The organism is Parasphingorhabdus sp. (genome assembly GCF_048269865.1).
Lineage (GTDB): Bacteria > Pseudomonadota > Alphaproteobacteria > Sphingomonadales > Sphingomonadaceae > Parasphingorhabdus.
Genome location: NZ_JBLWUA010000008.1, coordinates 172,506 through 185,759, shown reverse-complemented (window position 1 = coordinate 185,759; position 13,254 = coordinate 172,506). Strand labels below are relative to the sequence as shown.

The window sequence follows — 13,254 nt, the reverse complement described above, 5'->3', positions numbered from 1 at the left end:
GTCTTAACTTCCTTCTTTTGCGGCTGCTTCTGCCGCTTTCTTCTTGGTCAGCATGGTGATCTTGTCGCGATCAATCGCGCCGGTCAGCCATGCCAGCGCGCCATAAACCAGTCCGCCGACGCTGACCAGAGCCGAGATCGATCCGATGCGCTGCAGGATCGTGCCATCGTAAAGGCCCTCGCCGATCGGGGCGGCATAGACCAGCACCACGGCCATTCCCGCTGCCGAGAGCGTGATCCGGCCGATCCGGATCAGCAGCGGCCATTCGAGATGATAGTGACCGCGCCAGTGGAGCATGGTGTAAAGCATGGCGCAATTGCACCAGGCGGCAATCGCACCGGCAATGGCCAGACCCCTGATGCCATAGAGCGGGATCAACAGCAGATTGAGCGCGATGTTCACGACCAGCGAAATGGCGGCGGTATAGACCGGTGTCCTGGTATCCTTGCGGGCGAAAAAGCCGGGGATGAGAACCTTGACCAGCACATAGGCGGGCAGGCCGACAACCAGTGCTGCCACGACCGCAGAGGTGGTCTCGCCATCACCGGCGGTAAAATTGCCGCCGACATAGAAGGATGTCACCAGCGGACCGGCAGCAAAAAATAGCGCGATCGCGGCGGGTATGGTGAGCAGCATCCCGAGCTCGATGGCATTGCTTTGCAGCCGCTGCGCGCCGCCCAGATCATCCTTGGCGATAAACCGCGACAGTGCCGGCAGAATGGCGGTGCCGAGAGCGATGCCGATAATTCCAAGCGGCAACTGGTTCAGCCGGTCCGCCATCGCCAGATAGACGAACGAACCTTCCGGCAGGCGGCCAAGGAAAAACAGGTCGATGAAGCGGCTGATCTGGTAGATGCCGGCACCGAACACGGCGGGCAGGATAAGGATACCCAATTCTTTTACATCGGCGTTGAAGCGCGGCATTTTCAGCGGAAAGCGGAAGCCCGTCTTGCGCGTCCAATAGTACAGCCAGAGCATCTGCACCAGTCCGGCAGTGGCGACCGCAATCGCCAGAAAATAGGCTGTCTGGCGCGGATCGTTCCCGTCATTGAACCAGTAGGAAGCGAGCAGCGCCGTGATCATGCAGATATTGAGCATGATAGGTGCCGCTGCTGCAGCCGCGAACCGGCTGAGCGAGTTCAAGATCGCTGCAAACAGGGTGGTGATGCTGATCAGGCCGAGATAGGGGAAGGTGATCCGGGCCAGCGAAATCGAAAAATCTGTTGTCCGCCCACCTCTGCCGAAATCGTCAATCAGCCAGATGATGCCTGGCATGATGAGCATCATGATCGCAGAAAATAGCAGCAGCAGCGGCACGAATACCGACAGCACATCAATCACGAATTTCTGAGCTGCCGTCCGGTCCTCGTCTTCCTCGATCTTGCGGTTGAACAGCGGGACAAAGGCCGCCGAAAACGCGCCTTCCGCAAACAGGCGGCGGAAAATATTGGGCAGCTGAAAGGCGAGCTGCCAGGCATCTGCGGCCGCGCCGGCGCCGAGGATCCGCGCCAGCATGATATCGCGGACAAAGCCGAAGATACGGCTGACCAGAGTCAGTCCGGCTATGATTCCGGTAGATTTGAGCAGGTTCATGCCTGCTGCCCTAGCAAGGGAACTTAGGCGTTACCAACGGGTTGCTCGCCCGATTGCTGTGCTGCCATCTGTTCGCGCTGCTGCATGTAGAGCGCCGTGAAATCGATCGGTTCGAGCAACAAGGCCTGGAAGCCTGCATCCCGCACCGCGTCGGAAATGATCGCCCGGGCAAACGGGAAGAGGAGCCGCGGCGCTTCGGCAAACAGAAACGGATGCGCCTGCTCTTCCGAAATGTTGCGCAGACCGAACAGGCCGCAATAGAGAAGCTCGATTGCGAAAGCGACGCCTTCATCGGCTTTGGCGGTGACGTCGATCTTCAATTCGACTTCATGCACTTCGTCCGAAATCTGGGAAGAGCCGATGTTGAATTGCACATCAATCTGCGGCTGCGTATTCCACTGGTAAACGTCAGGCGCGTTGGGGTTTTCGACGGACAAATCTTTTATATATTGCGAAATTACGCCGATTTGTGGCTGGGTATCTGCGCCATTGGCGAGCGGGTCGGGCGTGTTCACGTTGCCGGTAGGTATTGCGCCGGATTCGGTATTGTCATTCTCATCAGCCATCGGGCCTGTCCTTTCGGAAAATCAGTCAAACATGTCCTTAGGCGCATATTGCCACGCCGTTCGCAGCGCGCCTAGCAGGGGACGGAACCGAGGGCAATGAAAGAGTAATCGGCTATTCAGGCGTCCGTCATGCGAGTGCATTTACAACTGCTGGTTCGCCAATCGCTTGTCCGAGGTGGACGGCGATTTGCGGCAATGCGGCTTTTTCGCTAATGCCATTTGAAACCGCCCCTATTTCTGCTTATGTATAGGGTTAAATAAAAGATTGGATTCTGAAGTGACCATCGAAATTGTATTATTGGCCATGGTAGCAGCCTTTCTCGGCCTGCGCCTTTATTCTGTGCTGGGCAAGCGCAGCGGTCATGAGCAGGAACATACGCCGCGGAATATTGAGCCACGCGCCAATGAACGCCGGACATTGGATGATGCCAAGCCGCATGTTCCGGATATCGTTCCCGCTCCTGCTGGAGCGCCGGCCATGGTCTATGACAGCAGCGCCGAAGCCGGAATGCGCGAAATTCTCAGCGCCGACCGCAATTTTGATGTCGGCCGGTTCATCGAGGGCGCGCAAGCGGCCTATGCAATGATTCTGGAAGCCTTCTGGAAGGGCGACAAGGAAGAATTGAAATTGCTGTGCGATGAAGATGTCTATGAAAGCTTTGTGGAAGCCATAGATGCCCGCGAAGAACGGGGTGAAATTCTCGAAAACCAGCTGGTGCGAATCGACAACGCCCGGATTTCGGCAGCGGAATATCGCCGGCCAATGGCGAGTATCACGGTCCAGTTTGATGCCGATATCGCTGCGGTTGTGAAGGACAAAGAGGGCAATTTGATCGGCGGTTCGCTTTCCGATGCCGCTGAAACGCACGACGTCTGGACCTTCAGCCGCGACTTGTCGAGCGCCGACCCCAATTGGCTGCTTGACGAAACCGATGAGGCCTGACAGCCGACCGTTCAGGGACATTAGCATGAAAATTGGGTTGCTGTGCGGAGCCGCGGCGATGGTCAGCGCCTGCTCGATGAGCATCATCCCGCAAGGCGCTGCCCGCAGCCTTCCTCCGCAGCAAGACGGTGAGTGGGTGACCGGTGACAGTGCCGAGGTCCGTGCCTCTAGGCCTGCGTACCAGAACGGTGCGCCGGCCCGCTTCCAGCCGGTCGATCCCACTCAACTGGTCAAGATTGGTGAGGATAGCAGCCGGGCAACCGGTGCCGGTGTCGCGCTGGGGCCGGATATTACCACGCTCAATCTCGCAGCGGCGAAGGCTGCATCTGCGCTGCAGTCCTTTCGTACCAGCTGTTCGTCGCTGGTCCGGCGAGAGGATAATAGCGGCCTGACAAGCGGGGCGGATTGGCAATTGTCCTGCGACGCTGCACAACGCTGGCCGGATCAGGATGCGGCGCGCTTTTTCGCTTCCTATTTCGAGACCGTACAGATCGGCGATGGCAAGGCGTTCGCAACCGGCTATTTTGAACCGCAGATCAACGGATCGCGGGTTCGTAACCAGAATTACCAGGTGCCCATCTATCGGCGTCCCGACAATTTGCTCGACGTCGATCTCGGGCTGTTTTCCGAAGCGCTGAAAGACAAGCGTATTCGGGGCAAAATCGACGGGACCAAATTGGTGCCATTTGAAGACCGGGCGCAGATCGATGATGGCGCTTTGGCCGGTCAGGGCCTCGAGATTGCCTGGGCCCAGGATTATATCGATCTGTTCTTCCTGCAGATTCAGGGCAGCGGCCGTCTCGCGCTGCCGGATGGGTCGATCATGCGGATTGGCTATGCCGGGCAAAATGGTCAGGATTATACCGGCATCGGCAAGCTGATGCGCGAGCGCGGATTGCTCGCCGACGGCAAGACCAACATGCAGGGTATCGTCGAATGGCTGCGCGCCCATCCGCGAGAAGGCATGCAGATCATGCGCGAGAACAAAAGCTATGTCTTTTTTCGCGAACTGACCGGACCCGGCCCACTGGGCGCCATGGGCCATCCGGTCGTCGCGCGCACGTCGGTTGCTGCCGACCGGATGTTCGTGCCGCTTGGCGCGCCGGTGTTTCTCGACATGGCGCATGATATTGCTGACGGGCTGTGGGTCGCGCAGGATACCGGTGGCGCGATTAAGGGCGCCAACCGCTTTGACACATTCTGGGGCGCTGGCGAGCAAGCGGCGCAAATCGCGGGCGGTATGTCGTCCAGCGGACAGGCATTGCTGTTTCTGCCCAAAGGCACGGTGTCCAGACTCGTCGCTGCGCGCCAGAGATCAGGGCAGTAACGATGGCAGACCGGCCCCTGACCGCCGGTGAGAAGGCGCTTTGGCAGAAGTTCATCGAAAGCGTCGAACCGCTTGATCAGGCGCGTGTGAAGCGGATTGATAGTTTGCCGGTTGCAAAGCGGTCGCGCGATCTGTCGGGACCGATCACGGCGGAGAGCTTTGGCGGAAAGCCGGGGTCAGCGGTGCCGCTCCGTGATCAGAAGCCGGTGCCGACACGCCACGGCCTCGATGGCGGCTGGGATCGCCGGCTGGCCAAGGGCATGGTTCAACCCGATGTCACGGTTGATTTGCACGGCTATACGCTTTCATCCGCGCACGGTCGTCTCGACAGCGCGCTGGAGCTGAGCATCGCTGCAGGCCATCGCGCGATATTGTTGATTACCGGAAAGGCGCGCAATGATGACGAGCGCCGCCGCGAGGGTGGTCGCGGTGCGATCCGGGCTGCCATTTCCGACTGGTTGGCGGCGTCGCGGCATCACGCCCATATTGCGACGGTCCGGCGCGCGCACCCGCGCCATGGCGGTGCTGGCGCGCTCTATATCATTCTGCGGCGACGGCGCTGAATCGGCGCTTCAGGCTAGCGCCCGCCGGACGATCAGCGCAAATATTTTCGCCAGCTGGTCGAGATCATCCACTGCCACGGCTTCGTCCAGTTTGTGCATGGTCGCGTTGCACAGGCCAAATTCGACCACCGGCATGATCTTCGCCAGAAAGCGGGCATCCGACGTGCCGCCCGAGGTCGACAGTTCCGGGTCGACGCCGGTTATCTCGCGGATCGCGCCCGCGATAATGTCGGAAAATTCGCCGGGCGGCGTGAGAAACGGTTCGCCGGAAATGACGGGCCTCAGCTCGCCACCATGCCGTTCGACAATCTCCTTCACCAGAGCGCTCAGGCTTTCGCCGCTGTGTCGGTCGTTGAACCGAATCGACAACCGGCCTTCAGCCTTGGCCGGTATCACATTATGCGCCGGATTGCCGACGTGGAGGTCGGTGAATTCGATATTGCTGGGCTGGAACCAGTCGGTGCCCTCATCGAGTTGCAGCGCATCGATTTCGCTCAATATCCTGCCCAGCTTGGTGATCGGATTGTCGGCATTGTGCGGATAGGCGACGTGGCCCTGCGCCCCGTGCACTGTGATCCACATATTTACCGAGCCGCGCCGCCCGATCTTGATCATGTCGCCCAGCCGGTGGACCGATGTCGGCTCGCCGACGAGGCAGAGGTCCGGGACAATGTCGCGTTCGGCCATGAAGTCCATCAGCGCGACCGTGCCGAAGCGCGCGGGCCCTTCCTCGTCGCCGGTAATGATCAGACTGATCGTGCCGAGATCGTCCGGCAGCTGCTGCAGGGCGCTGACAAAGGCGGCGATGCTGCCTTTCATGTCGACGGCACCTCGTCCATGCAGCAGATCGCCGCGCACTTCCGGCACGAAAGGATCGGTTTGCCAGCCCTGTCCGGGCGGGACGACGTCAAGATGACCGGCATAGGCGAAATGCCGGGAGCCGGCAGCGCCTTTGCGAATGGCGAAGAGATTTTCGACCGGCCCGTCCGGCGCTTCGCCAGCAACGAAGCGACTGATCTCGAAACCGAGTGGTTTCAGCATCGCTTCCATTTCGTCAAACACGGCGCCGGTCGCAGGGGTAATGCTGGGCTGCGCGATCAGCTTTTTCGTCAGGTCGAGAGCGGTTGGTGCGGTCATCGTTCGGTGGTCAGGCTTTCGCCGCTTCCGGTTGCTCGAGCCGCTCGATCACCCAGGGCTCCTCCTCGGCCGCTTCCATCCATTGTGCGGTCCATTCGTGATCGAGAATGGTCTGCATATAGCTGGTGGCGAAGCCGGGCAGGCGAAAACCGTAAGTTTGAAAGCGCGAGACGACCGGCGCATACATGATGTCGGCGGCGCCATAGGTGCCGAACAGAAACGGTCCGCCGCCGCCGAAGCGCGCGCGTGCCTGCGCCCACAATTGGATCACCCGCGCGGCGTCGGTCTTGACCTCGTCGCTGAACGAGAGGCCTTCGTAAATTTTCCGTGTGTTCATCGGGCATTGGCGGCGCAGTGCCATGAAGCCCGAGTGCATTTCCGCCGCCATGGAGCGGGCCATGCCGCGGGCGGTTTCGTCTTTTGGCCAGAAACGGTCGCGATGGGTCTTGTCGGCAAGCCAGTCGATGATCGCCAGACTGTCCCAGACCACCGTCTCGCCGTCCCACAATATCGGTACCTTGCCGCCGGAGGGCGCAAAATTCTCGCTCTCCCGGACATGATCCCAGTCGTCGCCAAAGAGCGGGACGGTCAGTTCTTCAAAGGACAGGCCCGACTGTTTGCACGCCAGCCAGCCGCGCATCGACCAGCTGGAATAGGCTTTGTTTCCGATTATCAGTTTCATAGATCACCCATAATCAAATAAAATCGGCTGTGTCGAGAAAAGCCTTTTCAGGCCACGCGGTTTCGGGCGCTCAGCTTTCTACGGCTTCCAGCACCGCCAGTCGCAATTCATCGATGCCTTGTTTCTTTTCCGAAGAGGTAAGCAGCAAGTCGGGATGGGCGGCGGGATGTTTCTTGGCGATCGCCGCGACCTTTTCCGCCGTTATGTCCAATGCTTCCTGCTTGACCTTGTCCACCTTGGTCAGCACCACGCGATAGCTCACGGCCGCCTTGTCGAGCATCTCCATCACTTCTTCATCGACCGGCTTGATGCCATGGCGCGAGTCGATCAGCACGAAGGTGCGTTTCAACACAGCCCGCCCGCGCAGATAATCGTTGATCAAAAAGCGCCATTTCTGGACCACTTTCGGCGGAGCCTTGGCAAAGCCATAGCCGGGCATGTCGCAGATCCGGAAGATCAGCGGATCGCCGACGTCGAAGAAATTCAGCTCCTGCGTCCGTCCCGGCGTATTGGACGTGCGCGCCAGCCCGTTGCGGTTGGTCAGCGCGTTGATCAGCGACGACTTGCCAACATTCGACCGGCCGGCAAAGGCGATCTCAGGCACATCCGGATCGGGCAAAAACTGCAGCTGCGGTGCACTTTTCAGAAAGCTGATCGGGCCGGAGAACAGCTTCGGGTGCAGCGACGTCATGCTTTCGCCTTGTCAGCCGCTGCCTTGCGCGCCTTCTCTTCTGCTTCCTTGGCCATTGCCTCTTTCATCTGCGGATGGCGTGAATAGAGCCACTTCTGCTGCAGGATGGTCAGCGTGTTGGACACCGTCCAGTAGAGCTGCAGGCCGGCGGCAAATGGTGCCATGATGAACACCAATATCCACGGCATGATGCTGAAAATCTGCTTCTGCATCGGATCCATTGGCGCCGGGTTCAGCTTGAACTGCAGGTGCATGGTGATGCCCATCAGGATCGGCAGGATGCCCACCGCGAGGAAGGTCGGCGGATCGAACGGCAGCAGGCCGAACAGATTGACCGGGGTCAGCGGATCGGGCGCGCTGAGATCCTTGATCCAGAGGATGAAGGGCTGGTGGCGCATTTCAATCGACAGCATCAGCACCTTATAGAGTGCGAAGAAGATCGGGATCTGCAGGAAGATCGGCAGACAGCCGGCTAGCGGGTTGACCTTCTCTTCCTTGTACAGCTTCATGATTTCCTGCTGCTGTTGCTGCTTGTCGTCCTTATATTTCGCCTGAATCGCCTTCATCTTCGGTTGCACGGCGCGCATTTGGGCCATGGACGCGAACTGTTTCTGGGCGATCGGGAACATGATGCCGCGGACAATGAAGGTCATCAGAATGATTGCCACGCCGAAGTTACCGACCAGCTTGAACAGCCAGTTGAGCAGATAGAAAAGCGGTTTTTCGAACCAGTAGAACCAGCCCCAGTCGATTGCCCGGTCGAGATTGGTGATGCCAAGATTTTCCTGATATTTTACCAATACGGCATTTTCTTTGGCGCCGGCGAACAGGCGGGTCGTTGTTTTCAGCTGCTGACCGGGGGCGATGATCTTTGCGCTCTTTTTCGCGATCTCGGCCTGGAAAATATCACTGCCGCCAGAACGGAATTTGGCATCGACATCGTTAACATTGTCGGGGATCAGGGCGCTCAGCCAATATTTGTCGGTAAAGCCAAGCCAGCTGACGTCCTTGTCATAGCTGTTGGTCCCGGCAACGGCGGACGTACCAAACAGCCGCGCGAAAAATCCGGGTTCTTCACCGGCGAGATTTTTATAGTCTACATCGTAGTTCGCTGCGCCTTCATAGACGCCGACAGGGCCGGAGTGGATGGTCCAGGTGCTGGCTTCGCTGGGCGGAATATTATTAAGATCCCGCTTCCGGTTGATCAGGCCATAGGGTCTCAGCGCCACCGGATTTGCGCCGCGATTGGTAACGCTTTGCTCGCTGGTAATGAGATAGTCGTCGTCGATCGACAGCTTGATGGCATAGGTCTGTCCGGTCTCGTTCGACCAGGTCAGCGTAACCGGCGTTTCCGGGGTCAAGCGACTGCCGTCGGCGGACCAGATTGTGTTGTCATCGGGGACAGCAACGCCATCGCCCGCCCAGCCAACGCGGCTGAAATAGGCGTCCTGGGTCCCTGAGGGAGAAAAGAGCCGGACAGGCTTGCTGTCCTTGCTCATGTCGACCGTATGATCGGACAGCGTCAGATCATCAATGCGGCCGCCCTTGAGGTTGATGGAACCCTTGACCCGCGGTGTGTCTATCAGGACACGCGGGTTTTCGCGCAGAACGGTTGCCAATGGTCTGATCTTGTCGGAAACCGGTCCGGTTGTGATGTCCGTGCTGCCAGCGGCGGGAGCGCTAACCGGCGTACCGGTCTTGTCGCCAACCTGGTCGTTTGCGGGCGCGTTGGCCTGCTCGACGACCTCGTTTTTGTTCGCCATGTCCGGGAAAAACCGCTCCATCATCAACGGCCAGCCAAACAGAATGATCCCGGTGAGTAGCACCGCCATGATAATATTACGCTTATCGTCCACTATATCGTCCCGCTTTCGGCCATTTGTTGCAAATAGGATCGGTGTTCAGGGTATCAAGGCACAGGGTCGTAACCCGAGCTTCCCCAAGGATGGCAGCGCAATAGCCGTTTAGCTCCCAGCCAGCTACCCTTAATTGCACCGTGTTTCTCAATCGCTTCGATCGTATAGGCGCTGCATGTCGGCATATAGCGGCATGTCGGTGGCAATAATCGCGATGGACCCCTTTGCCAGCATCGCACGCAGAAGATCAAAACGGTCTTGAGCATGGCTAGTCCAGCTTCTTCGCCAGATATTTCAGGCCCTTCTCCAAATCAGCCTTCATCGCTGCAAAATCCGCCTCTTGATCGGTTTTGCGGCCGATCATGATATGATCGGCTCCTGCGATACCGTGAGCGGGCAAGCATTGCGCGAGCAAAGCCCGAAAGCGGCGCTTCATCCGGTTGCGCGTCACGGCATTGCCGATCTTCTTGGTGACCGTGATACCGAAGCGGACCGTTTGCGACGAGATGGGGTGATCGGCCCGACGCCGATGTGCCAGCAAGACAAAGCTGTTGGTAACGAATCGCTTGCCGCGATTGGCAGCAAGAAAATCCGGGCGCTTGCGAATCACTTCTATGGAATGACTGGCAGCGGCGCGCGCCGAATCAGACGAAGGCTGCTTCTCGTCCAAGGGATCCGGCGATAGAGGTGCTGCGGCAGGCGCAGCACGAGCGGACACGTTGGTTTTAGGCAGAGAGCTTCTTGCGGCCACGAGCACGGCGGGCTGCCAGCACTTTGCGGCCGCCGACGGTTGCTTTGCGGGCGCGGAAACCATGGCGCCGTTTACGGACCAGGCGGCTCGGTTGAAATGTACGCTTCATCGCGAATATCCTACGTCAAAATTTCGATAAAAAAGGCCGCCAAAAGCTGCGGCCGATACGTTGTCGCTGCGATTAGGCAGCCAGGCGCGGAAAGTCAAGCGTTTGCGACAGGTCGTAACCCTAAACTTTCTTGTCCCGCTTGCCGGTTTTCACTTTGCCGAAAAGCGGCAGTTCAAAATCGTCGGGCAAGGTCTTGTGATGTCGTCTGCGCATCGCCCAGTCAGTCCATTTGCCATAATTCGGGAAGCGGCGCTTGAAATCGACATAGCGCTTTTTCGCCCAGCGGGAATTCTGCAGCACCAGAGCCAGACCGATCGGAAAGACAATGATGAAGCCCGGCCCGGGGATGGCTCCGATGATCGGCGAAATCAGAATCAGCGTGAAGCCGAGCACCGAAAGCAGGAAACGGGACCCGGACGTATATTTCCAACGCTTTTTATCGATTTTGCCGTTCATCTCATTCCACTTGGTGCTTCGCGCGCAGACCCGCAAGCTTGCTCTGTTAACTAAAGCGCGTGGAGGAGATTATCGTTCCCGGAGATGCATAAAGCGTGAACGGGCAACGATTTTTTGCAGACTAGTGCACCATCTGGAAGCGCGCCATATCGTTCCGGGACAAGCGCAGTTGCTCCGAGAAGGGAACACTGTTGGTCAGCTCATAAAACGCTTTCGCGGTGCTGGAGGGCACGCCCATATCGGTGTAATAATCGAGATATTCTGCATGGACCGGAGCATTGGCGGGATAGTCATTTGCCTGGCGTCCGTATTCGTCCATCCAGCTGTGCACGATGAATTCTGCATTGCGATGGGCTGTCCGGGTAACACCGGCGAGAAATAGCTCAACCGCACCGGACCGCACGGAACCGTTCGCAGGCACATGGGTGCTGATCCCGGCCCGGCGGATCATTCTGGCGAGCCGGAGATTGGCTTCCTCGTCCACTGACCCGTCGCAATCGAGCATTTCGATGCGCTTGATCGCGGGGAAATGTTTCATCATCTGCTGAAACAGTGCGGGTGTGTAGCTGTCCACGGTACCGGTCATTTCCACTGTATCCGCTGAAATTACGCGAAACGGGCCATATTGACCGTAAGCCGCAGTCGCCGGCGTTGCCTGCGCTTGCGGCTCATCCAGATCATATTCAATAATCTCGACCGTCTCTGTAACGATGTAGCTGCTGGCGCTAAAGGCGGGTTGGGTAGGGACCAGAAGTGAAACAAAAAGCAGCAAAGCACTGACCAGCACACTCGCATTCAAATTCTTTGACGGGAGGCTGGTGGGTAACAGGGTTGTCGGATGATTATTGTTCATGACCCTGTTATGCAGGTTTAAGCCTTCAACGAAGTAGTGGACTAAAGTTACCCGATATTAACCATCCGGTCGCTGGCAGGACGCTGATTGTTGACGGTTACGGCCAAGATGCGGTTGAGGCTCGACACATTCCGTTGTCGCCGCCAGTGTTTTCGTCATGCAATTGGGGCGGCTATCATGGTAGCGCTGGTTCAGACGGTGGCCTATCTTGGACTGGAGGCGCGGGGTGTCGAGGTGCAATGTCAGGTTGCACCGGGATTGCCCGCATTCAACGTCGTTGGCTTGCCGGACAAGGCGGTGGCAGAGAGCCGCGAACGGGTGCGCGCAGCGATTGCGGCGATGGGGCTTTCGCTGCCGCCAAAACGGATAACGGTCAATTTGTCGCCTGCCGATCTGCCAAAAGCCGGCTCGCATTACGACCTGCCTATCGCACTGGCATTGCTCGGCGCGATGGGCATTATCGATGCCGAAACGCTGGCCAGCTATATCGTGGTTGGCGAATTGTCGCTGGACGGTCGACTGGCGGTGACGCCCGGCGTGTTGCTGGCCGCGCTGCATGCATCGGGCAAGAATCTTGGCTTGATCTGTCCCGCGCTGCAGGGTTCGGAAGCCGCCTGGGCCGGCGATGTCGAGATATTGGCGCCGGCAGATCTGCTGGCGCTGCTCAACCATTTCAAGGGCCAGTCGATCCTGACGCCGCCAGAAACCGGCGCAGTGCCCGAACCCGATTATGGACCCGATCTGAAAGACGTGAAGGGGCAGGAAACGGCGAAACGGGCGCTGGAGATCGCTGCAGCCGGCGGACACAATCTATTGATGAACGGGCCGCCCGGATCGGGAAAGTCATTGCTTGCTTCCTGTTTACCCGGGATTTTGCCGCCCCTGTCGCCAGCCGAGGCGCTGGAAGTGTCGATGGTCGCATCGGTCGCCGGCACGCTGGAAGGTGGTCAGATGTCACGCCAGCGCCCCTTTCGCGCACCGCACCACAGCGCCTCGATGGCGGCGCTGGTCGGCGGCGGGCTGAAAGTGCGTCCCGGTGAAGTCAGCATGGCGCATCTCGGCGTATTGTTTCTGGATGAACTGCCGGAGTTCCAGCGGGCGGTGCTCGATTCGCTCCGGCAGCCGCTCGAAACCGGAGAGGTCAGCGTGGCCAGAGCGAATGCCCATGTCACATTTCCGGCGCGGGTGCAGATGATTGCAGCGATGAACCCTTGCCGCTGTGGCCATTTGGGTGACCCGGCGCTGGCCTGTTCGCGGGCCCCACGCTGTGCGACCGATTATCAGGCGAAGGTGTCGGGTCCGCTGCTCGATCGCATTGATCTGCATATCGAGGTGGACGCCTTGTCCGCCGCCGACCTGACCATGCCGCCGCCGAGCGAGGGATCCGAGGCTGTGGCGGCGCGGGTCGCAGCAGCGCGGTTGATCCAGAATCAGCGCTATGCCGATCTGGACATGCGGACCAACACTGAAATTGACGGCGATGCGCTGGAAAAATATGCGACACCCGACGAACCCGGACGGCATTTATTGGCGCAGGCTGCCGAAGCAATGCGGCTGTCCGCGCGCGGTTACACCCGGGTGCTGAGAGTATCGCGCACCATTGCCGACCTTGCGGGTGCCAATATCGTCGGTCGCCTGCATGTCGCGGAAGCGCTCAGCTATCGGCGGCAAGCCCCTCGCAATTAGGGAGCGGCACAGTCAATGCCAGACGCGTCTGGCAGAAGTGC

Annotated in this window: 15 protein-coding genes; 4 read left to right on the top strand and 11 right to left on the bottom strand. The window is 58.9% G+C overall.

Features of this window, described 5'->3' with window-relative positions; genetic code table 11:
* Positions 1-3 precede the first annotated feature (3 nt).
* Positions 4-1,593 carry a murein biosynthesis integral membrane protein MurJ gene (murJ, locus tag ACN0WW_RS12475; protein ID WP_417612960.1) on the bottom strand — a complete coding sequence of 530 codons (1,590 nt, stop codon included), beginning with the start codon at positions 1,591-1,593 and terminating at the stop codon, positions 4-6.
* A 23-nt stretch (positions 1,594-1,616) separates the two neighbouring features.
* Positions 1,617-2,159: a protein-export chaperone SecB gene (gene secB / locus ACN0WW_RS12470; protein WP_417612958.1), complete on the bottom strand. Its 543-nt coding sequence runs from the start codon at positions 2,157-2,159 to the stop codon at positions 1,617-1,619.
* A 277-nt stretch (positions 2,160-2,436) separates the two neighbouring features.
* Here secB and ACN0WW_RS12465 point away from each other — a divergent pair, with 277 nt between their 5' ends.
* From ACN0WW_RS12465 to ACN0WW_RS12455, 3 genes are read left to right on the top strand one after another with little or no spacing between them, the layout of a single operon-like run.
* Positions 2,437-3,102 carry a Tim44/TimA family putative adaptor protein gene (locus ACN0WW_RS12465; RefSeq protein WP_417612956.1) on the top strand — a complete coding sequence of 222 codons (666 nt, stop codon included), beginning with the start codon at positions 2,437-2,439 and terminating at the stop codon, positions 3,100-3,102.
* 25 nt (positions 3,103-3,127) lie between these two features.
* Entirely contained in the window at positions 3,128-4,429 is a 1,302-nt protein-coding gene (locus ACN0WW_RS12460) for a murein transglycosylase A (RefSeq protein WP_417612954.1), read from the top strand.
* Between the two features lie 2 nt (positions 4,430-4,431).
* Positions 4,432-4,992 (top strand): Smr/MutS family protein, encoded by a 561-nt coding sequence (locus ACN0WW_RS12455; RefSeq protein ID WP_417612952.1) that lies wholly within the window; start codon positions 4,432-4,434, stop codon positions 4,990-4,992.
* A 9-nt stretch (positions 4,993-5,001) separates the two neighbouring features.
* Here ACN0WW_RS12455 and dapE read toward each other — a convergent pair whose 3' ends face one another.
* From dapE to ACN0WW_RS12410, 9 genes are all read right to left on the bottom strand, one after another.
* The gene (gene dapE, locus ACN0WW_RS12450; RefSeq protein ID WP_417612950.1) at positions 5,002-6,129 is read right to left on the bottom strand and encodes a succinyl-diaminopimelate desuccinylase; all 1,128 of its coding nucleotides are present in this window, start codon (positions 6,127-6,129) and stop codon (positions 5,002-5,004) included.
* A 10-nt stretch (positions 6,130-6,139) separates the two neighbouring features.
* Positions 6,140-6,811: a glutathione S-transferase family protein gene (locus tag ACN0WW_RS12445; RefSeq protein WP_417612948.1), complete on the bottom strand. Its 672-nt coding sequence runs from the start codon at positions 6,809-6,811 to the stop codon at positions 6,140-6,142.
* 70 nt (positions 6,812-6,881) lie between these two features.
* Positions 6,882-7,502 carry a ribosome biogenesis GTP-binding protein YihA/YsxC gene (gene yihA / locus ACN0WW_RS12440; protein WP_417612946.1) on the bottom strand — a complete coding sequence of 207 codons (621 nt, stop codon included), beginning with the start codon at positions 7,500-7,502 and terminating at the stop codon, positions 6,882-6,884.
* Entirely contained in the window at positions 7,499-9,358 is a 1,860-nt protein-coding gene (yidC, locus tag ACN0WW_RS12435; RefSeq protein ID WP_417612944.1) for a membrane protein insertase YidC, read from the bottom strand. The genes yihA and yidC overlap by 4 nt, the downstream gene beginning before the upstream one ends.
* Positions 9,359-9,411: 53 nt before the next feature.
* Positions 9,412-9,624 (bottom strand): membrane protein insertion efficiency factor YidD, encoded by a 213-nt coding sequence (gene yidD / locus ACN0WW_RS12430; protein WP_417612942.1) that lies wholly within the window; start codon positions 9,622-9,624, stop codon positions 9,412-9,414.
* A gap of 2 nt (positions 9,625-9,626) precedes the next feature.
* Complete coding sequence (gene rnpA / locus ACN0WW_RS12425; RefSeq protein WP_417612940.1) at positions 9,627-10,028, bottom strand: ribonuclease P protein component; 402 nt, start codon at positions 10,026-10,028, stop codon at positions 9,627-9,629.
* Between the two features lie 55 nt (positions 10,029-10,083).
* Positions 10,084-10,218 carry a 50S ribosomal protein L34 gene (gene rpmH, locus ACN0WW_RS12420; RefSeq protein ID WP_074203543.1) on the bottom strand — a complete coding sequence of 45 codons (135 nt, stop codon included), beginning with the start codon at positions 10,216-10,218 and terminating at the stop codon, positions 10,084-10,086.
* A 120-nt stretch (positions 10,219-10,338) separates the two neighbouring features.
* Complete coding sequence (locus ACN0WW_RS12415; protein ID WP_417612938.1) at positions 10,339-10,674, bottom strand: PGPGW domain-containing protein; 336 nt, start codon at positions 10,672-10,674, stop codon at positions 10,339-10,341.
* 121 nt (positions 10,675-10,795) lie between these two features.
* Entirely contained in the window at positions 10,796-11,527 is a 732-nt protein-coding gene (locus ACN0WW_RS12410) for a hypothetical protein (RefSeq protein ID WP_417612936.1), read from the bottom strand.
* A 177-nt stretch (positions 11,528-11,704) separates the two neighbouring features.
* Here ACN0WW_RS12410 and ACN0WW_RS12405 point away from each other — a divergent pair, with 177 nt between their 5' ends.
* Positions 11,705-13,213, top strand: a complete 1,509-nt coding sequence (locus ACN0WW_RS12405) for a YifB family Mg chelatase-like AAA ATPase (protein ID WP_417612934.1) — start codon at positions 11,705-11,707, stop codon at positions 13,211-13,213.
* Positions 13,214-13,254 lie beyond the last annotated feature (41 nt).

Bases quoted from the DNA above. Each gene is read 5' to 3' on its own strand.
- murJ (WP_417612960.1), bottom strand. From the start codon at position 1,593: ATGAACCTGCTCAAATCTACCGGAATCATAGCCGGACTGACTCTGGTC.
- secB (WP_417612958.1), bottom strand. From the start codon at position 2,159: ATGGCTGATGAGAATGACAATACCGAATCCGGCGCAATACCTACCGGC.
- ACN0WW_RS12460 (WP_417612954.1), top strand. From the start codon at position 3,128: ATGAAAATTGGGTTGCTGTGCGGAGCCGCGGCGATGGTCAGCGCCTGC.
- ACN0WW_RS12455 (WP_417612952.1), top strand. From the start codon at position 4,432: ATGGCAGACCGGCCCCTGACCGCCGGTGAGAAGGCGCTTTGGCAGAAG.
- dapE (WP_417612950.1), bottom strand. From the start codon at position 6,129: ATGACCGCACCAACCGCTCTCGACCTGACGAAAAAGCTGATCGCGCAG.
- ACN0WW_RS12445 (WP_417612948.1), bottom strand. From the start codon at position 6,811: ATGAAACTGATAATCGGAAACAAAGCCTATTCCAGCTGGTCGATGCGC.
- yihA (WP_417612946.1), bottom strand. From the start codon at position 7,502: ATGACGTCGCTGCACCCGAAGCTGTTCTCCGGCCCGATCAGCTTTCTG.
- yidD (WP_417612942.1), bottom strand. From the start codon at position 9,624: ATGCTCAAGACCGTTTTGATCTTCTGCGTGCGATGCTGGCAAAGGGGT.
- rpmH (WP_074203543.1), bottom strand. From the start codon at position 10,218: ATGAAGCGTACATTTCAACCGAGCCGCCTGGTCCGTAAACGGCGCCAT.
- ACN0WW_RS12415 (WP_417612938.1), bottom strand. From the start codon at position 10,674: ATGAACGGCAAAATCGATAAAAAGCGTTGGAAATATACGTCCGGGTCC.
- ACN0WW_RS12410 (WP_417612936.1), bottom strand. From the start codon at position 11,527: ATGAACAATAATCATCCGACAACCCTGTTACCCACCAGCCTCCCGTCA.
- ACN0WW_RS12405 (WP_417612934.1), top strand. From the start codon at position 11,705: ATGGTAGCGCTGGTTCAGACGGTGGCCTATCTTGGACTGGAGGCGCGG.